This window comes from Arthrobacter sp. zg-Y769, from assembly GCF_020907405.1.
Lineage (GTDB): Bacteria > Actinomycetota > Actinomycetes > Actinomycetales > Micrococcaceae > Arthrobacter_B.
This window is the reverse complement of sequence record NZ_JAJJOE010000009.1, coordinates 160472-178627: the sequence shown is the minus strand read 5'-3', so window position 1 is coordinate 178627 and position 18156 is coordinate 160472. Positions and strand designations below refer to the sequence as shown.

Genomic DNA, 18156 nt, shown 5'->3' with positions numbered 1-18156 from the left:
CGCTACACGCTTTTCGACGCCGGTTCAATGTAATCAGCGTCACACCATAGGGCAACCTAAATTGAAAGCCGGGTCACGTCGGCCTAGATTATGGTAGAGCTTATATCGCTGTCGCACCGGCGTCATCACTGCGTGGAACACGCGCTAACGCCGCTGCGATGCAGGGAGGAAAATTCAGTGTCGAAGTTACCAGCAGGCACTCTCTACCGTGGCCGTGAGGGCCAATGGTCGTGGGTTGTGCACCGCATCACCGGCGTGGCGATCTTCTTCTTCCTTTTGGTCCATGTTCTGGATACCTCATTGGTGCGAGTTTCGCCTGAGGCCTACAACGTGGTGATCGAATCCTACAAGAACCCGATTATGGGCCTCGGCGAGCTTGGTCTCGTTGCGGCGATTGTGTTCCACGCCTTCAACGGCCTGCGTGTAGTCCTGATCGACTTCTGGAAGAAGGGGCCCAAGTACCAGCGCCAGATGCTCTGGGGCGTTGTTGCCCTGTGGGCCGTTACGGTTATCGGCTTCTCCATTCGCCACCTGCCCAACGTCTTCGGGGGTTAATAACCAATGAGCACATCCACTAACGAAGCGCATGCCCTCGAAGCACCCCGTTCCGGACGCATCGCCCCGCGGTACACGCGCAACTCCTCCGGCCGCGGCAACTTTGAGATGCTCGCCTGGCTGTTTATGCGCGTCTCCGGCGTGATCCTGGTTGTCCTGATCTTCACCCACCTGTTTATGAACCTGGTTCTGGGCGACGGCATCCACGCAGTCGACTTCGGCTTTGTTGCCGGCAAGTGGGCCAGCCCCCTGTGGCAGGTCTGGGACCTCGTTATGCTGTGGCTGGCCATGCTTCACGGCACCAACGGCGTCCGCACCATCATTAACGACTACGGAGACAAGAAGGCCACGCGTATGTGGCTCAAGACCGTCCTCTACGTCGCGACCTTCGTAATCATCGTGCTCGGCACCCTGGTGATCTTCACCTTTGACCCCTGCCTTCCGGACGCGGCGGGGCAAACACTCCAGGAGTTCTGCAGCTAAGGCAGCCGCAGGACAACCACGGGTACGCCCGCGAATTTCTAGTAGTTTCAACAGAAAGAGCATCTGCTATGCAGGTCCATAAGTACGACGTCGTCATCGTCGGCGCCGGCGGCGCCGGTATGCGTGCCGCCATCGAATCAGGTCAGCGCGCGCGTACGGCGGTACTGACCAAGCTGTACCCCACCCGCTCCCACACGGGTGCTGCGCAGGGCGGCATGTGCGCAGCACTGGCCAACGTCGAAGAAGACAACTGGGAATGGCACACCTTCGACACCGTCAAGGGCGGTGACTACCTCGTGGACCAGGACGCAGCCGAGGTTATGGCCAAGGAAGCCATCGACGCCGTGCTGGACCTGGAGAAGATGGGCCTGCCGTTCAACCGGACGCCTGAAGGCCGCATCGACCAGCGCCGTTTCGGTGGGCACACCCGTGACCACGGCAAGGCCCCGGTTCGCCGCGCCTGCTACGCCGCGGACCGCACCGGCCACATGATCCTGCAGACGCTGTACCAAAACTGCGTCAAGCACAACGTCGAGTTCTACAACGAGTACTACGTGCTGGACCTCATCACCGTTGTCGACCTCGACGGCCAGAAGCGGGTTGCGGGTGTCATTTCCTATGACCTGGCCACCGGCGAACTGCACATCTTCCAGGCCAAGTCCGTGGTGTTCGCCTCCGGCGGTGCCGGCAAGGTCTACAAGACCACGTCCAACGCACACACCCTGACCGGCGACGGCATGGGCATCGCCTTCCGCCGGGGGATTCCCCTGGAGGACATGGAGTTCATCCAGTTCCACCCGACCGGCCTGGCCGGGCTGGGCATCCTCCTGTCGGAGGCCGCCCGCGGCGAAGGTGCCATCCTCCGCAACTCGGAGGGCGAACGCTTCATGGAGCGCTATGCCCCCACCATCAAGGACCTGGCGCCGCGTGACATTGTGGCCCGTTCCATGGCCAACGAGGTACGCGAGGGACGCGGCTGCGGCCCGAACAAGGACTACGTCCTGCTGGACCTGACGCACCTGGAACCGGCGCACATCGATGCGAAGCTTCCGGACATCACCGAGTTCGCCCGTACCTACCTCGGCGTGGAGCCCTACACCGAGCCGGTGCCGGTGTTCCCGACGGCCCACTACGTGATGGGCGGGATCCCGACCAACATCAAGGCCGAGGTACTCCAGGACAACGACACGGTGATCCCCGGACTGTACGCGGCCGGCGAAGTAGCCTGCGTATCCGTACACGGCTCCAACCGGCTGGGCACCAACTCCCTGCTGGACATCAACGTCTTCGGCAAGCGGGCCGGCATCTACGCCGCCGAGTACGCCCTGACCGCGGACTTCGTGGACCTGCCGGAGAACGCCGAGCTGGACACGGTCAACCTGCTGGACCACGTCCGCAATTCCGAAGGCACCGAGCGGGTTTCCGAAATCCGCCGGGACCTGCAGAACACCATGGACCTGAACATGCAGGTGTTCCGCACCGCGGACACCATCCAGCAGGTCCTGGCGGACATCGCTTCCTTCGAGGAGCGGTACCAGAAAATCAGCGTCCAGGATAAGGGCAAGCGGTTCAACCTCGACCTCCTTGAGGCCGTGGAGCTTGGCTTCCTCCTGGAACTGGCAAAAGTCATGAGCGTTGCCGCCCTTCACCGCACCGAATCCCGCGGCGGACACTTCCGCGAGGACTTCCCGGAGCGCGATGACGAAAACTTCATGAAGCACTCGATGGCCTACAAGGTCGACGAAGCCGAGAATACCGAGCACACCGCCGGCATTCGGCTGGACACCAAGCCGGTCATTTTCACGCGCTACGAGCCGATGGTGAGGAAGTACTAATGACAACCGAAATCGCCGAGCCGGCCTCGAAGGTTGACCTCCCCGAATCAATCGGCGGAGAAATCCCCTCGTTCGAGATCACTCTGAAGGTCCGCCGCTACAACCCCGAGGTTTCCGACGAAGCCTACTGGGACGAGTGGAAGCTGACCATGTACGGCACCGACCGCGTGCTGGACGCCCTGCACAAGGTCAAGTGGGAGCACGACGGCTCGGTTTCGTTCCGCCGGTCCTGCGCCCACGGTGTCTGCGGCTCCGATGCCATGCGCATCAACGGCCGTAACCGCCTGGCCTGCAAGACCCTGCTGAAGGACCTGGACACGTCCAAGCCCATCCTCGTCGAGCCCATCAAGGGCCTGCCGGTGGAAAAGGACCTGATCGTGGACATGGAGCCGTTCTTCCAGTCCTACCGTGAAATCATGCCGTTCCTGGTCACCAAGGGCCACGAACCCACGAAGGAACGCCTGCAGTCCGCCGAGGACCGTGAGCGTTTCGACGACACCACCAAGTGCATCCTGTGCGCCGCATGCACGTCCTCGTGCCCGGTGTTCTGGACCGACGGCCAGTACTTCGGCCCGGCGGCAATCGTCAACGCGCACCGTTTCATCTTTGATTCACGTGACGATGCCGGTGACATGCGCCTGGAGATCCTGAACGACAAGGAAGGCGTGTGGCGCTGCCGCACCACCTTCAACTGCTCGGAAGCATGCCCCCGCGGCATCCAGGTCACCAAGGCCATTTCAGAGGTCAAGCAGGCCATCCTGGCCCGCTCCCTCTAGCAGTCCCCCCGCACGACCTAAGGCGCCCGCCGCGGTTTCCACCGCCGGCGGGCGCCTTTTGCGTTCCCGATAGAGTTGCGTTATGCCTTCGTTTGAATCTGTGTCATTTCCCGGGGTCAACGGGACCACCCTCGCGGGAACCGTTGATGTTCCCGACGGCGGAGCCCGGGCCTGGGCCGTCTTTTGCCACGGCTTCACCCTGGGGAAGAACAGTGCCGCCGCGTCCCGGATTTCCAAGGCGCTGGCCAGCCATGGCATTGGTGTGCTGCGCTATGACGCAGCGGGGCTGGGCGGTTCGACCGGCAAGTGGGAGGACGGCAGTTTCAGCACCAAAGTGGCCGACGTCCTCAGCGCGTGCGGTTTCATGGCGGATACCCACCGCCCCGTCTCCCTGCTGATCGGCCACTCGCTCGGCGGCGCCGCCGTCCTGGCTGCGGCTTCCCGGGTTCCCGGGCTGGACGCAGTGGTGACCATCGCCGCGCCCTTCCGCCCCTCCCATGTGGTGCACCTCTTCGAATCGGAGCTGGACCGCATCGCCGAACAGGGCTCAGCCTCTGTGGATCTTGGCGGCGGCGAACTCGAGATCCGGCGGCACCTCATCGAGGACCTGAACAGCCATGACCTCACGGACAGCATCAGGGGGCTGCACCTGCCCCTTTTGGTGATGCATTCCCCCACCGACAACACAGTGGGAATCGACAACGCGAGCGAAATTTTCCGGACCGCACGGCATCCGCGGAATTTCATCTCGCTGGAGGGCAGCGACCACCTGATGGTCGAACGGGCTCAGACCTCCAGGGCAGCGGCGATCATCGCGGCGTGGGCCGGTACCTACCTGGACCTGGACGAAGACTCCTAATGAAGACTCCTAAGACGGCTGCTTCCCGGCGCCGAGCCGGACGTGCTCATGCAGTTTCCACAGCCCGGTGGCGTCGTGTTCGTAAAGACCCACACAGTCGACCGTAAAACCGGCGGAATAGCTGCAGAGCCGGCTGACTGCTTCGTCCATGCTCTGCTCGCTGACGTCGTGTGCCACGGTGACGTGCGGGTGGAACGGGAAGGCCAGGTCCCGGGCCAGCGGGCCGCTCTGGAGTTCCTTGTGCAGCGCCGTGCACTCATCAAAGCCTTCGTCCACGTTCAGGTAGACCACGGGCGAAACCGGGCGGAAGGATGCGGTTCCCTCCAGCGTCACCCGGAACGGCTCCTGGGCCGCGGCGACCCTGCGCACGTGGCGGAGCGTGGCGTCCCAGTCGTCGGTCTCCGTGGTGGTCACCAAGGTGATGTGGGCCGGAACCAACGCCGCCATGGGATCGCCGAAGGACGCACGTGCGTCCTTCAGCTCGCTTGCCATGGGCTCCGGAACCGCAATGACTATACCCACGCACCGCGCAGTGCATTGGGGAGAGTGGCTGCCGTTCAGTGCGCCGGCCATGGGCTGGTCGAGGGATTCGGAGATTCTCATGGGCCTAGGCGGTAACGCTGCCCAGCGGCAGGAAGCCGACCTTGTTGTACACGTCCGCCAGCGTGACCGAGGCTGATTCCCGGGCCTTGGCCGCACCCACTGCCAGCAGCCGGTCCAGCTCGGCCGGATCATCCAGCAGGTGCAGGGCACGTTCGCGGATCGGCCGGATATGTTCGGTGACCACCTCGGCGAGGTCCACCTTCAGGTGTCCGTACATCTTCCCCTCGTACTCCTTCTCCAGGGTTTCCACGCTGCGTCCGCTGATCAGGGAGTAGATGGACAGCAGGTTCGAAACCCCGGGCTTGGTGTCCCGGTCGAACCGGATTTCGCTGCCGTCATCGGTCACGGCGGACTTGATGCGCTTGGCTATGACCTTGTCCTCATCGAGGAGGTTGATCAGCCCTGCCGGCGACGCGGCGGACTTGGACATTTTGGCCGACGGGTTCTGCAGGTCGTAGATCTTGGCAGCCGCTTTTTGGATAAACACCTCGGGTACCACGAAGGTGTCGCCGAAACGCGAGTTGAACCGCTTGGCGAGGTCCCGGCTCAGCTCTACGTGCTGCCGCTGGTCTTCGCCCACGGGCACGCCGTGCGGCTGGTAGAGCAGGATGTCGGCCACCTGGAGGATCGGGTAGGTAAACAGCCCGACGCTGGCCGAATCCGAGCCGAAGCGCTGCTGCTTGTCCTTGAACTGCGTCATGCGGGAGGCTTCACCGAATCCGGTGAGGCAGTTCAGCACCCATGCCAGCTGGGCGTGCTCGGGCACCTGGGACTGCACGAACAGAGTGGCTTTGTCGACGTCGACGCCGCCGGCAATGTACTGGGCCGCCGTGACGCGGGTGCGCTTGCGCAGGTCCTCCGGATCCTGGGGCACCGTAATGGCATGCAGGTCCGGGATGAAGAAGTAGGCGTCGTACTCGTCCTGGAGCCGGACCCAGTTCACCAGGGCGCCGAGGTAGTTGCCCAGATGCAGGGAATCAGCGGACGGCTGCATGCCCGAGAGAATGCGCCGCCGGCTGCTGGAAGACTCAGATGTCATGGAAGGAATCCCTTAGAACTGGTAGTCGATCACTACTGGAGCGTGGTCTGAGAAGCGGGAGTCGTACGTGGGGGCACGGTCGACGACGGCGTTGACGGCCCGTGCCGCCAGCTCCGGGGTGGCCATGTGGTAATCGATCCGCCAGCCGGAGTCGTTGTCGAACGCCTGTCCGCGCCAGGACCACCAGGTGTACGGACCGTTGACTTCGCCCGCCAGCGAGCGGTGGACATCGGTGTAGCCGATTTCCTCGCCGAAGAAGCGGTCAAAGTAGGCGCGTTCCTCGGGCAGGAAGCCTGCCCGCTTGACGTTGCCCTTCCAGTTCTTGATGTCCAGGGGCGTGTGGCCCACGTTCAGGTCCCCCACCACCAGCACGAAGTCGCTCGTCTGGGCCAGCGCGGGCAGCCGGGCGGCCATGGTGTCGAGGAAGCGGTACTTGTCCACCTGCTTGGGCGTATCCACCTCACCGGAGTGGACGTAGGCGCTGACGACGGTGAGGATCTTTTCCTCGCCCGCCACGGAAACCTTGAAGTCGGCTTCCACCCAGCGGCCGGAGCGCGCGAAGTATTCGTCGCCAATGTGTTCGCGGACGGCCACCGGTTCGGTGCGGGAGGCGATGGCGACGCCGGCACGGCCCTTGGCCTCGAGGCTTTCGGCATGCTGGACATGCCAGGTATCGCCGAGCAGGTCCTTCAGGATGGCGTCGGGCGCGCGGACCTCCTGCAGGCACAGGATGTCCACATCGCGTGCTTCAAGCCAATCGGCCATGCCCCGCTTGTAGGCGGCACGGATGCCGTTGACGTTCACGGACGCAATGCGCAGTGGTTTCCCGGAACTGTCCATAGTCGCTGTTGATGCCGAACTCACGCGAATAAGCATACTCCTCAGTAGCTGTTCATCCCGAAACCGGGCCCGGAACACCTTATGCCGGTCCCGGGCGGCGAACGGGAACTAGTCGACTACGGTGCCTTCAACGGAACCGCCGTCGTCCTTCTTGATCATGCCACGGCCGTTGTGCGCGGTGATTTCGATGGTTTCCAGGGCGCGGTCCACCATCTCCCGGTCCGCGTCCAGGTTCTGGGCGATGACCTTCGCCTGGACCTGGATGATCTTGAAGCTGTGGTCCAGCTTCTTATCGCGGACGGTGGTGCTTTCGTCGACAACCTGCACCCCGCCCCGGGGCGCAAGGTCAGCGGCGGCACCGGCGAGCTTTGCGGTGGCCTTGCGTGTGGCGCTCCGAACGGAGAAGACCACGAACGTAGCAAGGAACAGCCAGCCCAGGGACACAATGACCACGAGCCAGCCGATAACGTCATTTTGGTTGGCGGCGAAAACGACTGCCACCAGGAAGACAATGAGCATCACGACGATGCCCGTATTGCCCATCCGGCGGCTGATGCCGCGGCCGGGCGTGGACGAGGACGACGGCGTCTTGCCGTTTCGGATCGACTGCATGGTTTTATTCTCTCAAACTTGGACACGTGCCCCGTGCCGCGTTCGCTCTGCGCGCCGTACCTGCCTGATCACGCAGTGGAAACCGGGCCGGCGCAGTGGCAGACTGGCTCGATGCAGATCACGATCGCCACCGGCGACATCACTCAGCGGGATACCGACGTCGTCGTCAATGCCGCCAACTCATCGCTGCTGGGCGGCGGCGGGGTTGACGGCGCCATCCACCGCGCGGCCGGCCCAAAGCTGCTGGCGGCCTGCCGGGAACTGCGCAGGACGTCCCTGCCGCAGGGGCTCCCGACCGGCCTGTCGGTGGCTACCGAGGCGTATGACCTGCCCGCCCGGTGGGTGGTCCACACGGTTGGGCCCAATGCCGGGGCAGGGGAAACGGACCCGGAACTGCTGCGGTCCTGTTTCCGCACCGCACTGGCCGCGGCCGAGGAGCTTGGTGCCGAAAGCATTTCCTTTCCCGCCGTAAGTGCCGGGATTTACGGCTGGGACCCGGAGACCGTGGCCGGGATCGGGCTCCAGGAGGTGCTGGACCACACCCCGGGAACGTTGAAGCTCGCGGAGTTCGTGCTGTTCAATGACCGCCTCGCCGGGATCTTCACCCGGAAATACAAGCAGCTGGCCGGCTGAGCTGAATCCGCCATCACCGGACTTACTTCAGGAACAGCGCCCGGAGCCGGTTAGTGGTCAGGGCCAGGCCCAGCACAATCATCACCACGAAGTACAGCAGATGTCCTGCCGTCCCCCAGCTGAAAATGCCTACGCTGATCTGCCGAAGCAGTTCCACGCCGTGCCACAGCGGCAGCACCTGGATCACGGACTGCACCGCCTCGGGGTACACGCTCAGCGGGTAGAAGGTGGCGGAGAACAGGAACATGGGCAGCATGAGCATTTGGATCCAGTCCATTTGCTGGAAGGTCTTCATGTAACTGGTCACTGCCATCCCGAAGGAGGCGAAGCCGAACGCGATCACCACGGCCGCCGGGATCATCAGCAGTGCCCAGGGCGAGGTAATCAGGCCCATCGCGCCCATCACGGCGGTGAAGCCCGTGGCGTACATGGCGCCGCGCAGGAGGGCCAGGAAGATCTCTCCCATGGCCACGTCAAAGGGACCCAGGGTCGTGGAAAGCATGCCCTCGTAGAGCCGTGCGTGGTTGAGCTTGAAAAACACATTCATGGTGGAGTCGTACACTGCGCCGTTCATCGCCGACACTGCCAGCAGCGCCGGCGCGATGAAGTTGGCATAGTTCATCTCCTGCCCGCCGGGGCCGGAAACCGTCCCCACCAAGGCACCCAGGCCTATTCCCATGGCCACCAGATACAGCACCGGTTCGACAAACCCGCTGATCATGATGCTCCAGTTGGTTCCCCACGTCGCCTTGAGCCCGCGGGCAATCACGGCACGGATATTCCGTCCGTACAGGGACCCGAGGAAACGGTCCTGCGGCACAAGCGCTGTCGGCGCCGTGCGGTTTTCGACGTTCATCCGGCGAGCCTCCTAGTGAAGTTCCGCCGGGCCAGGACCAGCCCGCCGGCGGTGAGGACCAACAGGTACACCACGTGGACAGCGGTCATGGCTGCCGGTTCGGGGTGCCCGTAGCTAAGCACGCGGCCCAGTTCAGTGGAATGCCAGAGCGGTGAAATCCAGCCGATCCAGCGGACGGCCAGCGGCAGGGAATCCAGCGGAAAGAACGTACCGGAGAACAGGAACAACGGCATCACAACGAAGCGCTGGACCATCGCGAACTGGCCCTTGTCTTCCTTCAGCGTGGCGCTGAAGGCCAGCAGCGGCATACCGAAGGCCAGCCCTCCCAGCAGTGCCGTGAAGATCATCAGCCAGCCGGTAGCGGGGTGCACCACGGCGCCGAAGAGCACCAGGAACAGGTAATAGATACCGGTGGTCAGCAGCAGGCGGACGGTGAGCCCCAGAACGTGTCCGAGGGCAATCTGTGCGCTGGAGAGCGGAGAAGCATTGGGGCCGTAGTAGGTCCGGCCCCATTTGAACCCGCTCATGACGTAGTAGGTGTTTTCCTCGCTGGAGACCATCAGGGCGGCGGTTGCCACGAGGGCCGGTCCCAGGAACATCAGGTAGGACACTGTCGAGCCGTCGGCGCCCGGGAAACCCGCATTCGAGTTCCCGTCGATCAGCACGGCCAGACCCATGCCCATGCCCAGCAGGTAGACCAGTGGAGTGCCCACGGCGGTCATCAGCACGGTTCCCTGATAGCCGCGCATCCGCCGGATCCAGTGCTCGGCGTAGTAAAGGCTGCCGAAGCGCCGCGCCCTGGCCGCGGTTTGGCGCGGGGTCAGCGGCGACCGCAGACCGAGTACGGGGTGCCGGGATTCTTCAGCGGCGAGCTTAGTCAACGAGGCTCCTACCGGTCAGGCGCAGGAATACATCTTCCAGCGAGGAGCGGCGCACCAGCGACGTGATGGGCCGCAGCCCCCGGCCGGTCACTGCCTCCAGGGCGGCTTCGCCGTCGTCGGCGTAGATCAGTACCCGGTCCGGGAGGGTCTCCAACCGGTCACCGATGCCTTCCAGCTCCGCTGCAACAGTGGTGTTCCGCTCAGATCCGAACCGCAGCTCCACCACCTCGCGGGTGGAGTACTCACGGATCAGGCCGGCCGGGGAACCTTCGGCCATGATCGCACCCTTGTCCACCACGATCAGCCGGTCGCACAGCTGCTCGGCTTCGTCCATGTAATGGGTGGTGAGGATCAGAGTGACCCCGGCTTCCTTGAGCCGGAACAGCCGGTCCCAGAGGATGTGCCGGGCCTGCGGATCCAAGCCGGTGGTGGGTTCATCCAGCAGCAGGATCTTCGGGTCATTGATCAGGGAACGGGCAATGGTCAGGCGCCGCTTCATCCCCCCGGAGAGGGACTCCACGCGGCCCTTGGCCTTGTCGGTAAGCTGCGCAAATTCCAGCAGCTCATCGGCCTTCGGCTGCAGGTAGCTCTTGGGCAGGCCGAAGTAGCGTCCGTAGGCAATGAGGTTGTCCCGCACGCGCAGGTCCTCGTCCAGGTTGTCCTGCTGGGGCACAACGCCCAGGTGGGCGCGGACTTCAGGGCCGTACCTGTTCGGATCCAGCCCCATGATGCTGAGCTCGCCGCCGCTGCGCTGCGAAACAGCGCCGATCATCTTCATGGTGGTGGATTTGCCCGCGCCGTTGGGCCCGAGGAGCCCGAAGGACTCCCCCGGCGGCACGTCAAAGGAAATGCCGTTCACAGCGGTGAAATCGCCGTAGGACTTGGTCAGGTTCCGTGCGGAAATGACGAAATCGGAGCGGGTTTCGGGGACGGTTCTGCTTGATGTGATTTGCGACACTTGCGACAGCATAGTGGATGCGGGATGGACCGGAGCACCAAGCCGCGCCGGTCCATCCCGTGGGTGCCGAAAACGGCCTTAACCCAGGATTCCGGCCTGCCGTTCGGCGGCTTCCACCACGTTAGCCAGCAGCATGGCCCGGGTCATCGGGCCCACCCCGCCGGGGTTGGGCGAGATCCAGGAGGCGACGTCGGCCGCTGCCGGCTCGACGTCGCCGGTCAGCGTGGTTTCCCCGGTTTCCGGATCGGTGACCCGGGTGACGCCGACGTCCAGCACGATGGCGCCGGGCTTGAGCTCCTCGGCACGGATCATTTCCGGGAAGCCGGCTGCCGCCACCACCACGTCGGCTGCCTGCAGGTGCTCGAACAGGTCAGCCGTTCCGGTGTGCGCCAGGGTGACCGTGGCGTTGATCGGACGGCGGGTCAGGAGCAGGCCGAGCGGCCGCCCGACGGTGACGCCGCGTCCGACCACCAGGACCTTCTTGCCGTTCAGCGAAATGCCGTTGCGGACCAGCAGCTGCACAATGCCGTGCGGCGTGCAGGGCAGCGGGGACGTCATCGGTTCGCTCACGTTGAGGACCAGGCGCCCCAGATTGACCGGGTGCAGCCCGTCCGCGTCCTTTGCCGGGTCGATCCGTTCCAGGATGGCATTGGCATCGATATGGGCCGGCAGCGGCAGCTGCACAATGTAGCCGGTGGTGGCCGGATCCTCGTTCAGCTCGTCAATGACCTTTTCCAGGTCTTCCTGGCTGATGTCACCGGGAAGGTCCCTGCGGATGGAGTTAATCCCCACCTGTTTGCAGTCCTTGTGCTTGCCGCCCACATAGGAGTGGCTGGCGGGATCATCGCCCACCAGTACGGTTCCCAGCCCCGGGGTGATGCCGTGCTCTTCCTTCAGCACCCGCACCCGTTCGGCCAGGTCGTCCTTGATCTCCCGGGCGGCGGCACGGCCGTCCAGGATCTTCGCCGCGACCGGAGTGCCGTAGTCAGTTTTCTCCTTAACCTCCCAGCCAAGGTTGACGCTGGTGGCCTCATCGGTCGCGGGACCCTCCATATTGGTTCCTTTCTCCACGGTTACCATTCCTCCTGTCCGGGGTAAAGCGGGAAATTATCTGTGAGCACCCGCACGCGGGCACGCAGGGCCTCGACGTCGGGGGCAGGCTTCAGCGCGGCGGCGATGATCTCGGCGACCTCGGTGAATTCCGGGGCGCCGAATCCGCGGGTTGCGAGCGCCGGGGTCCCGATCCGCAGGCCGGAGGTGACCATGGGCGGCCGCGGATCGAACGGCACGGCGTTGCGGTTCACCGTGATGCCCACGGAATCAAGCAGGTCTTCGGCCTGCCTGCCGTCCAGGGCGGAGCGCCGCAGGTCCACCAGGATCAGGTGCACGTCGGTGCCGCCGGTGAGGACCGATACTCCGTGTTCGGCGACGTCCGGCGCATTCAGCCGTTCGGCAATAATCCGCGCCCCCTCGAGCACGCGTTCCTGCCGTTCCCGGAATTCCCCGGTGCCGGCAATCTTAAAGGCCACGGCCTTCGCGGCAATCACATGCATGAGCGGACCGCCCTGCTGGCCGGGGAAGACGGCGGAGTTCAGCTTCTTCGCGTATTCCTCCTTCGCCAGGATCATGCCTGAACGCGGCCCGGCGAGGGTCTTGTGCACGGTGGAGGTGACGACGTCGGAAACCGGCACCGGGTTCGGATGCAGTCCCGCGGCCACCAGCCCGGCGAAGTGCGCCATATCCGTCCAGAGGTAGGCACCGGCTTCATCGGCGATGGAGCGGAACGCCTCGAAGTCCAGCTGCCGCGGGTAGGCGGACCAGCCGGCGACAATCACCTGCGGGCGCTCGGCCAGCGCCTGCTCGCGGACCCGGTCCATGTCCACCCGGTAGGTCTGCTCGTCCACGCCGTAGGCCGCGACCTCGTACAGCTTGCCGGAAAAGTTCAGTTTCATGCCGTGGGTCAGGTGCCCGCCGTGGGCCAGATTCAGGCCCATCAGTTTCTCACCGGGCTTCATTAGGGCCGCGAGCACCGCCGCGTTGGCCTGCGCACCGGAATGCGGCTGGACATTGGCGAACTCGGCACCGAACAGGGTCTTCACCCGCTCGATGGCAAGGTTCTCCGCCACGTCCACATGTTCACAGCCGCCGTAGTAGCGGCGCCCGGGATATCCCTCGGCGTACTTGTTGGTGAGGACGGAACCGGAGGTTTCCAGGACGGCGCGCGGGGCGAAGTTCTCGGAGGCGATCATCTCGAGGGTGCTGCGCTGGCGGGACAGCTCAGCATTCAGGACGGCCGCTATTTCGGGATCAACATCGATTAGCGGCGCGTTGGTGACGGGCTGGGTGGATACTCTCACGGGGATCTCCTGGGAAGGGGTTCTCTATGGGTCAGGCTACCTGTCGAGGCGTGGACCGGGCCGGTCAGCTGAACAGTCCGGGCGCACAACAGTTCCCCCGCGGCCCAGGCGTGCGATCCGTGGTCGAAAGGGCACTCCTGCGGGGAGTGCCGTGCCGCTTCCTGGTGGTAATCCACCTAACGCCAGTCGCGGCACTTTCCATCCTAGCGTCCCGTCTCCCCCGGCAGCAGGGCCTGCCCGGAATAGCCGCAGAGCCGGGACGGTTAGGATTTCGGACAAGGGAGGTAAGGCGTGGAAACGGACGTACTGGTGATCGGAGCCGGCCAGGCCGGGCTCAGCGCCGCCTACCACCTGCGCCGCCGCGGACTGGAGCCCGGCACCGGATTCACCGTGCTGGATGCAAACCCGGGCCCGGGCGGGGCCTGGCGGCACCGCTGGGATTCGCTGACCTTCGGTGCCGCACACGCCCTGCATGACCTCCCCGGCATGCCGCTGGGCTCACCCGACCCCGCCGAGCCCGCCTCCGCCGTCGTTACCCGGTATTACGGACGCTATGAGCGCGGGTTCGGGCTCGACGTCGTCCGCCCGGTCGCCGTGTCCGCCGTGGCGGAGGGCGACGGCGGCAGGCTGGCCGTCCGTGCGGCGGACGGCCGCGGGTGGCAGGCCCGGACGGTCATCAATGCCACCGGCACATGGGACCGGCCCTACTGGCCCTACTATCCCGGGCGGGAATCCTTCAGGGGCCGGCAGCTGCACACCCGGGACTTCCGCAGCGTGGCGGACTTTGCCGGGCAGAAGGTCCTGGTGGTCGGCGGGGGCACCTCGGCCGTACAGTTCCTGCTGCAGCTGAACCGCGCCGGCGTTGGAACCCTCTGGTCCACCCGCCGGCCGCCGGAATTCACGCTGCGCCCGTTCGACACCGAGTGGGGACGTGCGGTGGAAGCGAAGGTCAGCGCCCGGACGCGTGCCGGCCTGCCGCCGCTAAGCGTCGTTTCGGCCACCGGGCTGCCGCTTACCGAGGAATACCGCCGGGGCATTGAGGACGGGGTTCTGGTTTCCCGCGGCCCCATCGACCACCTCACCGAGGCCGGCATCGTTTTCGCAGACGGGTCCGAAGAGGCGGTGGACACCGTCCTTTGGGCCACCGGCTTCCGCGCCGCCCTGGACCACCTGGCACCGCTGCACCTGCGCGAGCCCGGCGGCGGCATCCGGATGGACGGCGTGCGGGTGGTGCGCGAACCCCGGCTGCTGCTGGTGGGCTACGGCGAGTCGTCCTCGACACTGGGGGCCACCCGCGCCGGCCGGTCGGCAGCGCTCGCTGCAGTGCAGCTGTTGGCTACCGGAGATCTTCGCACTCGACGGCAGTAACCGTTCCCTGCTCCCAGTCGCGGCGCAGGATGGCATAAACCACCGTGGCCACCCGGCGCCCGTCATCCAGCGGCCAGTCCTCCCGGAAGTGCGCCTCCTTCAGGAAGCCCGAACGCAGCAGGGTCTTGCGCATGGCAATGTTGTCCGCGCGGGTACGGCCGGCGAAGCGGTGCGCCTCGGGGTATTCGCCGAAGACCTTGCCGGTCAGCGATTTCAGCACCGGCACTCCGTTGCCCCGGCCGCGGAACTTCTCCACCAGGCGCAGGTCCAGCACCGGAGTGCGGCTGCCCAGTTCCTCCAGGATGACCAGGCCCATGCGCTGGTTGTCGCCGAACACCCAGAAGGTACTCACGCCGTCGCCGTCGAACCGCCCCTCGATCAGGAGGCGCCGCACCAGGCCCTCGGACGGTGCCTTGATCCGGTGGTACGGAAAGCTGTTGGTGGTGAGGAAACGTACGAGCTCACCTTCGTCCTTGTCGGAAAAAGGCAGGAACATCACATCCATGTGCCCACCCTAGGTCAGGGCAGTGAAACCGGTAACCTAGGAGGGTGACCTTTTCGACTCCCGCCACCCCCGCCGCCGGCGATGCCTTCACCCTGACACTGTCCTGCCCGGACCGCCCCGGCATTGTCCATGCCGTCAGCGCTTCCCTGGTGGCGGCCGAAGGCAACATTACCGAGTCGGCACAGTTCGGCAGCCGGGAGACCGGCTCCTTCTTTATGCGCGTGGACTTCACTTCCCCGCGTTCCTACGAGCAGGTCCACGCGGAACTCACTGCAACGGCGGACGCGTTCGGCATGGTCTGGGAGCTGCACCGCGCCGGCCGGCGGACCCGCACCCTGATCATGGCGTCGAAGTCCGGCCACTGCCTCAATGACCTGCTCTTCCAGCAGCGTGCCGGAACGCTGCCGATCGAGATCCCGGCCATCGTTTCCAACCACCGTGAGCTGGAGTCCCTCGCGGACTTCTACGGCGTGCCGTTCCACCATGTTCCCGTCACCCCGGACACGAAGCACCAGGCCGAGGACCGGCTGCGTGCCCTGATGGCCGAGCTGGACATCGAACTGGTGGTCCTTGCCCGCTACATGCAGATCCTGAGCAACGACCTCTGCCGCGACCTGTCCGGACGGGCGATCAACATCCACCATTCCTTCCTGCCGTCCTTCAAGGGAGCCAGGCCGTACCACCAGGCGCATGCCCGCGGTGTGAAGCTGATCGGGGCCACGGCGCATTACGTGACGTCGGATCTTGACGAGGGTCCCATCATCGAGCAGGAAGTCATCCGGGTGGACCACGCCCGGTCGGCCGCACAGTTGGCGGCACTGGGCAGCGACGTCGAGGGCCGGGCACTGTCCAAGGCGGTGCAGTGGCATGCCGAACACCGCGTGCTGCTGGACGGCCGGCGGACCATCGTCTTCAACTAGGCCGGTGTCCCCAACGGTCTTCCGCTGACCGCCGGCCCCGCGGCGCTACGCTGGGTGGCATGGCACACATCATTGAACTCCGGGGCAAGACTCCGGCCGTTGACCCCAGCGTTTTCCTTGCACCCACGGCATCACTGATCGGCGACGTCACGATGGCAGCGGATTCCAGCGCCTTTTACGGCGTCTGCGTGCGCGGCGATTCCAACAGCATCCGCGTCGGCGCCGGAACCAACCTCCAGGACAATGTGGTCCTGCACGCGGATCCCGGTTTCCCGACGTCTGTGGGCGAACGGGTAAGCGTGGGCCACAACGCCGTAGTCCACGGCTGCACCGTAGAAGACGACTGCCTGATCGGCATGAGCGCCACAATTATGAACGGTGCCGTCATAGGGGCCGGTTCCCTGGTGGCCGCCGGCGCCCTCGTCCTTGAAGGTACGGTGGTGCCGCCCCGCTCGCTGGTGGCCGGCATGCCCGCCAAGGTCCGGCGGACCCTCACCGATGAGGAGTTCGCCGGGGTACGGGCAAACGCGGAAAACTACCGCCGGACGGCTGCTGACCACCGATCGGCCGTTGCGGCGCAGTCCTAGCCTTGTGTTCACTTCTTGACTGCAGAAGTGACATGTAGCACTCTGAACTAATGCCAGCCGATCCTTCCTCGATGTTGAGGACAGCCCGCTCACCGGGAACCGCCACCCCCAAGCCGGGCTCCCAGAGCGCCCTCCGCGAACGCAACAGGCAGCGGATCACCGAGGCCCTGCTGGCCTCCGGACCACTGACGCAGGCGGAACTTTCCCGCCAGACGGGCCTGTCCCGGGCCACCGTCTCCAATATCGTGCGGGTTATGCATGAGAGCCGACTGGTGGTCACCGAGCCCACCACCAGCTCCGGGCGCCGGGCACTTTCCGTGCAGCTCAACGAATCCGGAGCCGTGGCCGCGGGCATCGACATCGGACGCCGGCATGTCAGGGTGGTCCTGGCCTCGCTCGGCCACCGGATCCTGCAGGAGGAGTCCGTGCTGCTGCCGCTGGGCCACTCCGCCGCGGAAGGGATGGATGCCGCCGCGTCCCTGCTGGCTAAACTGCTCCGCCGGCAGGGGGTGGACCGCAGTGCGGTCCTGGGGGCCGGCGTCGGCATCCCCGGGCCCATTGACCGGCGCACCGGCACGGTGGTCCAGGGGGCAATCCTGCCGGAGTGGGTGGGAATCAACATGCGCGAAGACCTCGCCGAACGGCTGGGCGTCCCCGTGTACATCGACAATGACGCCAACCTCGGTGCGCTGGCCGAAGTGACCTGGGGACCGCACGGCTGCAGCGAGAACCTGATCTTCATCAAGGTCGCCTCCGGCATTGGCGCGGGGCTGGTCATCAACGGTTCGCTCTATTACGGAAATGTCGGCATCACCGGGGAAATCGGCCACGCCACCATCTTCGACCAGGGACTGATCTGCCGCTGCGGGAACCGGGGCTGCCTGGAAACCATTGCCTCGACGTCGATCATGATCGAACTGCTCAGCCGAGCCTCCGGCAGCACCGTCAGCACCGCGGACATTCTTTCGCGGGCCGCCGCGAAGGATCCGGCCACCCTGCGCGTCATTGACGACGCCGGGGCTGCGGTAGGGCGGGCGGCCGCCAATCTCGCGAACACACTGAACCCCGAACTCATCATTATCGGCGGATCGCTCACCGATCTCGGCGACACCTTCCTGGACCCGATCCGCCGCGGCCTGCTCCGGCACGCCGTCCCCCTCGTGGGCGAAACCTCCACCGTGCTGATGTCCTCCCTCGGGGACCGGGCCGAGGCCCTGGGTGCCGCAGCATTGGTTCTCCAGGAACAGGGCGCCGCAGCGGCCTAGCCTCCGGCCCGGCCCACCCGGGCGACGAAAACTTCCCACAAATCCGGGCTCATGCGTTCAAGACTTGACGGCAGCGCATGTGACCCTGTTAACTTCGTTATCGGCTCACCTTGTGGGCCATATCACGACAAAGAGGTCACACGGAGGCACTCATGCGAGCAGCAATAGCAGCTCCGGCAGTAGGCGCGCGGCGCGCACCCTGCCACGACGGCAGGGACAATGCG

General features: G+C 65.1%; 20 protein-coding genes and 1 riboswitch. Of the genes, 10 read left to right on the top strand and 10 right to left on the bottom strand.

The window, feature by feature from the left end; genetic code table 11:
• Positions 1-177: 177 nt before the first annotated feature.
• From sdhC to LOC60_RS09725, 5 genes are all read left to right on the top strand, one after another.
• On the top strand, positions 178-555 hold the full coding sequence (sdhC, locus tag LOC60_RS09745) for a succinate dehydrogenase, cytochrome b556 subunit (RefSeq protein ID WP_146363726.1): 378 nt from the start codon (positions 178-180) through the stop codon (positions 553-555).
• Positions 556-561: 6 nt separating this feature from the next.
• Positions 562-1038, top strand: a complete 477-nt coding sequence (locus LOC60_RS09740) for a succinate dehydrogenase hydrophobic membrane anchor subunit (RefSeq protein ID WP_230024720.1) — start codon at positions 562-564, stop codon at positions 1036-1038.
• Between the two features lie 68 nt (positions 1039-1106).
• A complete protein-coding gene (sdhA, locus tag LOC60_RS09735; RefSeq protein ID WP_230024719.1) occupies positions 1107-2873 on the top strand; it encodes a succinate dehydrogenase flavoprotein subunit in 1767 nt (588 codons plus the stop codon).
• A complete protein-coding gene (locus LOC60_RS09730) occupies positions 2873-3649 on the top strand; it encodes a succinate dehydrogenase iron-sulfur subunit (protein WP_230024718.1) in 777 nt (258 codons plus the stop codon). Before sdhA ends, LOC60_RS09730 begins: the two co-directional genes overlap by 1 nt.
• 82 nt (positions 3650-3731) lie before the next feature.
• On the top strand, positions 3732-4508 hold the full coding sequence (locus LOC60_RS09725) for an alpha/beta hydrolase family protein (protein ID WP_230024717.1): 777 nt from the start codon (positions 3732-3734) through the stop codon (positions 4506-4508).
• 9 nt (positions 4509-4517) lie between these two features.
• Here LOC60_RS09725 and LOC60_RS09720 read toward each other — a convergent pair whose 3' ends face one another.
• The 4 genes from LOC60_RS09720 to LOC60_RS09705 form a co-directional block, all read right to left on the bottom strand.
• A complete protein-coding gene (locus LOC60_RS09720; RefSeq protein ID WP_230024715.1) occupies positions 4518-5111 on the bottom strand; it encodes a 2'-5' RNA ligase family protein in 594 nt (197 codons plus the stop codon).
• Positions 5112-5115: 4 nt separating this feature from the next.
• Positions 5116-6150 (bottom strand): tryptophan--tRNA ligase, encoded by a 1035-nt coding sequence (gene trpS / locus LOC60_RS09715; RefSeq protein ID WP_230024714.1) that lies wholly within the window; start codon positions 6148-6150, stop codon positions 5116-5118.
• 12 nt (positions 6151-6162) lie between these two features.
• Complete coding sequence (locus LOC60_RS09710; protein WP_230024713.1) at positions 6163-6990, bottom strand: exodeoxyribonuclease III; 828 nt, start codon at positions 6988-6990, stop codon at positions 6163-6165.
• A gap of 108 nt (positions 6991-7098) precedes the next feature.
• Positions 7099-7602 carry a hypothetical protein gene (locus tag LOC60_RS09705; RefSeq protein WP_230024712.1) on the bottom strand — a complete coding sequence of 168 codons (504 nt, stop codon included), beginning with the start codon at positions 7600-7602 and terminating at the stop codon, positions 7099-7101.
• Positions 7603-7713: 111 nt separating this feature from the next.
• Here LOC60_RS09705 and LOC60_RS09700 point away from each other — a divergent pair, with 111 nt between their 5' ends.
• Entirely contained in the window at positions 7714-8235 is a 522-nt protein-coding gene (locus tag LOC60_RS09700; RefSeq protein ID WP_230024711.1) for an O-acetyl-ADP-ribose deacetylase, read from the top strand.
• A gap of 22 nt (positions 8236-8257) precedes the next feature.
• Here LOC60_RS09700 and LOC60_RS09695 read toward each other — a convergent pair whose 3' ends face one another.
• From LOC60_RS09695 to glyA, 5 genes are all read right to left on the bottom strand, one after another.
• Positions 8258-9091 carry an ABC transporter permease gene (locus LOC60_RS09695; RefSeq protein ID WP_230024710.1) on the bottom strand — a complete coding sequence of 278 codons (834 nt, stop codon included), beginning with the start codon at positions 9089-9091 and terminating at the stop codon, positions 8258-8260.
• Complete coding sequence (locus tag LOC60_RS09690; RefSeq protein WP_230024708.1) at positions 9088-9972, bottom strand: ABC transporter permease; 885 nt, start codon at positions 9970-9972, stop codon at positions 9088-9090. The genes LOC60_RS09695 and LOC60_RS09690 overlap by 4 nt, the downstream gene beginning before the upstream one ends.
• A complete protein-coding gene (locus LOC60_RS09685) occupies positions 9965-10942 on the bottom strand; it encodes an ABC transporter ATP-binding protein (RefSeq protein ID WP_230024706.1) in 978 nt (325 codons plus the stop codon). The genes LOC60_RS09690 and LOC60_RS09685 overlap by 8 nt, the downstream gene beginning before the upstream one ends.
• Before the next feature lie 66 nt (positions 10943-11008).
• Entirely contained in the window at positions 11009-11983 is a 975-nt protein-coding gene (locus tag LOC60_RS09680; RefSeq protein WP_230024704.1) for a bifunctional methylenetetrahydrofolate dehydrogenase/methenyltetrahydrofolate cyclohydrolase, read from the bottom strand.
• A gap of 20 nt (positions 11984-12003) precedes the next feature.
• The gene (glyA, locus tag LOC60_RS09675; protein WP_331460798.1) at positions 12004-13287 is read right to left on the bottom strand and encodes a serine hydroxymethyltransferase; all 1284 of its coding nucleotides are present in this window, start codon (positions 13285-13287) and stop codon (positions 12004-12006) included.
• A 95-nt stretch (positions 13288-13382) separates the two neighbouring features.
• Positions 13383-13487: riboswitch (ZMP/ZTP riboswitch) on the bottom strand.
• A gap of 91 nt (positions 13488-13578) precedes the next feature.
• On the opposite strand from glyA, the gene LOC60_RS09670 reads away from it, so the two are divergent.
• On the top strand, positions 13579-14655 hold the full coding sequence (locus LOC60_RS09670; protein WP_230024702.1) for an FAD-dependent oxidoreductase: 1077 nt from the start codon (positions 13579-13581) through the stop codon (positions 14653-14655).
• Here LOC60_RS09670 and LOC60_RS09665 read toward each other — a convergent pair.
• On the bottom strand, positions 14624-15160 hold the full coding sequence (locus tag LOC60_RS09665; protein ID WP_230024699.1) for a GNAT family N-acetyltransferase: 537 nt from the start codon (positions 15158-15160) through the stop codon (positions 14624-14626). The two genes, LOC60_RS09670 and LOC60_RS09665, sit on opposite strands and share 32 nt — an antisense overlap.
• 44 nt (positions 15161-15204) lie before the next feature.
• On the opposite strand from LOC60_RS09665, the gene purU reads away from it, so the two are divergent.
• From purU to LOC60_RS09650, 3 genes are all read left to right on the top strand, one after another.
• A complete protein-coding gene (gene purU, locus LOC60_RS09660; protein WP_230024698.1) occupies positions 15205-16080 on the top strand; it encodes a formyltetrahydrofolate deformylase in 876 nt (291 codons plus the stop codon).
• A gap of 59 nt (positions 16081-16139) precedes the next feature.
• Positions 16140-16667 carry a gamma carbonic anhydrase family protein gene (locus LOC60_RS09655; RefSeq protein ID WP_230024696.1) on the top strand — a complete coding sequence of 176 codons (528 nt, stop codon included), beginning with the start codon at positions 16140-16142 and terminating at the stop codon, positions 16665-16667.
• A 71-nt stretch (positions 16668-16738) separates the two neighbouring features.
• Complete coding sequence (locus LOC60_RS09650) at positions 16739-17932, top strand: ROK family transcriptional regulator (RefSeq protein ID WP_230024919.1); 1194 nt, start codon at positions 16739-16741, stop codon at positions 17930-17932.
• Positions 17933-18156 lie beyond the last annotated feature (224 nt).

Excerpts from the sequence above, each read along its gene's own strand:
- sdhA (WP_230024719.1), top strand. The coding sequence starts at position 1,107 with ATGCAGGTCCATAAGTACGACGTCGTCATCGTCGGCGCCGGCGGCGCC.
- LOC60_RS09705 (WP_230024712.1), bottom strand. The coding sequence starts at position 7,602 with ATGCAGTCGATCCGAAACGGCAAGACGCCGTCGTCCTCGTCCACGCCC.
- LOC60_RS09740 (WP_230024720.1), top strand. The coding sequence starts at position 562 with ATGAGCACATCCACTAACGAAGCGCATGCCCTCGAAGCACCCCGTTCC.
- LOC60_RS09665 (WP_230024699.1), bottom strand. The coding sequence starts at position 15,160 with ATGGATGTGATGTTCCTGCCTTTTTCCGACAAGGACGAAGGTGAGCTC.
- LOC60_RS09695 (WP_230024710.1), bottom strand. The coding sequence starts at position 9,091 with ATGAACGTCGAAAACCGCACGGCGCCGACAGCGCTTGTGCCGCAGGAC.
- LOC60_RS09685 (WP_230024706.1), bottom strand. The coding sequence starts at position 10,942 with ATGCTGTCGCAAGTGTCGCAAATCACATCAAGCAGAACCGTCCCCGAA.
- LOC60_RS09680 (WP_230024704.1), bottom strand. The coding sequence starts at position 11,983 with ATGGAGGGTCCCGCGACCGATGAGGCCACCAGCGTCAACCTTGGCTGG.
- LOC60_RS09725 (WP_230024717.1), top strand. The coding sequence starts at position 3,732 with ATGCCTTCGTTTGAATCTGTGTCATTTCCCGGGGTCAACGGGACCACC.
- LOC60_RS09650 (WP_230024919.1), top strand. The coding sequence starts at position 16,739 with ATGTTGAGGACAGCCCGCTCACCGGGAACCGCCACCCCCAAGCCGGGC.
- LOC60_RS09710 (WP_230024713.1), bottom strand. The coding sequence starts at position 6,990 with ATGGACAGTTCCGGGAAACCACTGCGCATTGCGTCCGTGAACGTCAAC.
- trpS (WP_230024714.1), bottom strand. The coding sequence starts at position 6,150 with ATGACATCTGAGTCTTCCAGCAGCCGGCGGCGCATTCTCTCGGGCATG.
- LOC60_RS09655 (WP_230024696.1), top strand. The coding sequence starts at position 16,140 with ATGGCACACATCATTGAACTCCGGGGCAAGACTCCGGCCGTTGACCCC.
- LOC60_RS09720 (WP_230024715.1), bottom strand. The coding sequence starts at position 5,111 with ATGAGAATCTCCGAATCCCTCGACCAGCCCATGGCCGGCGCACTGAAC.
- LOC60_RS09730 (WP_230024718.1), top strand. The coding sequence starts at position 2,873 with ATGACAACCGAAATCGCCGAGCCGGCCTCGAAGGTTGACCTCCCCGAA.
- LOC60_RS09700 (WP_230024711.1), top strand. The coding sequence starts at position 7,714 with ATGCAGATCACGATCGCCACCGGCGACATCACTCAGCGGGATACCGAC.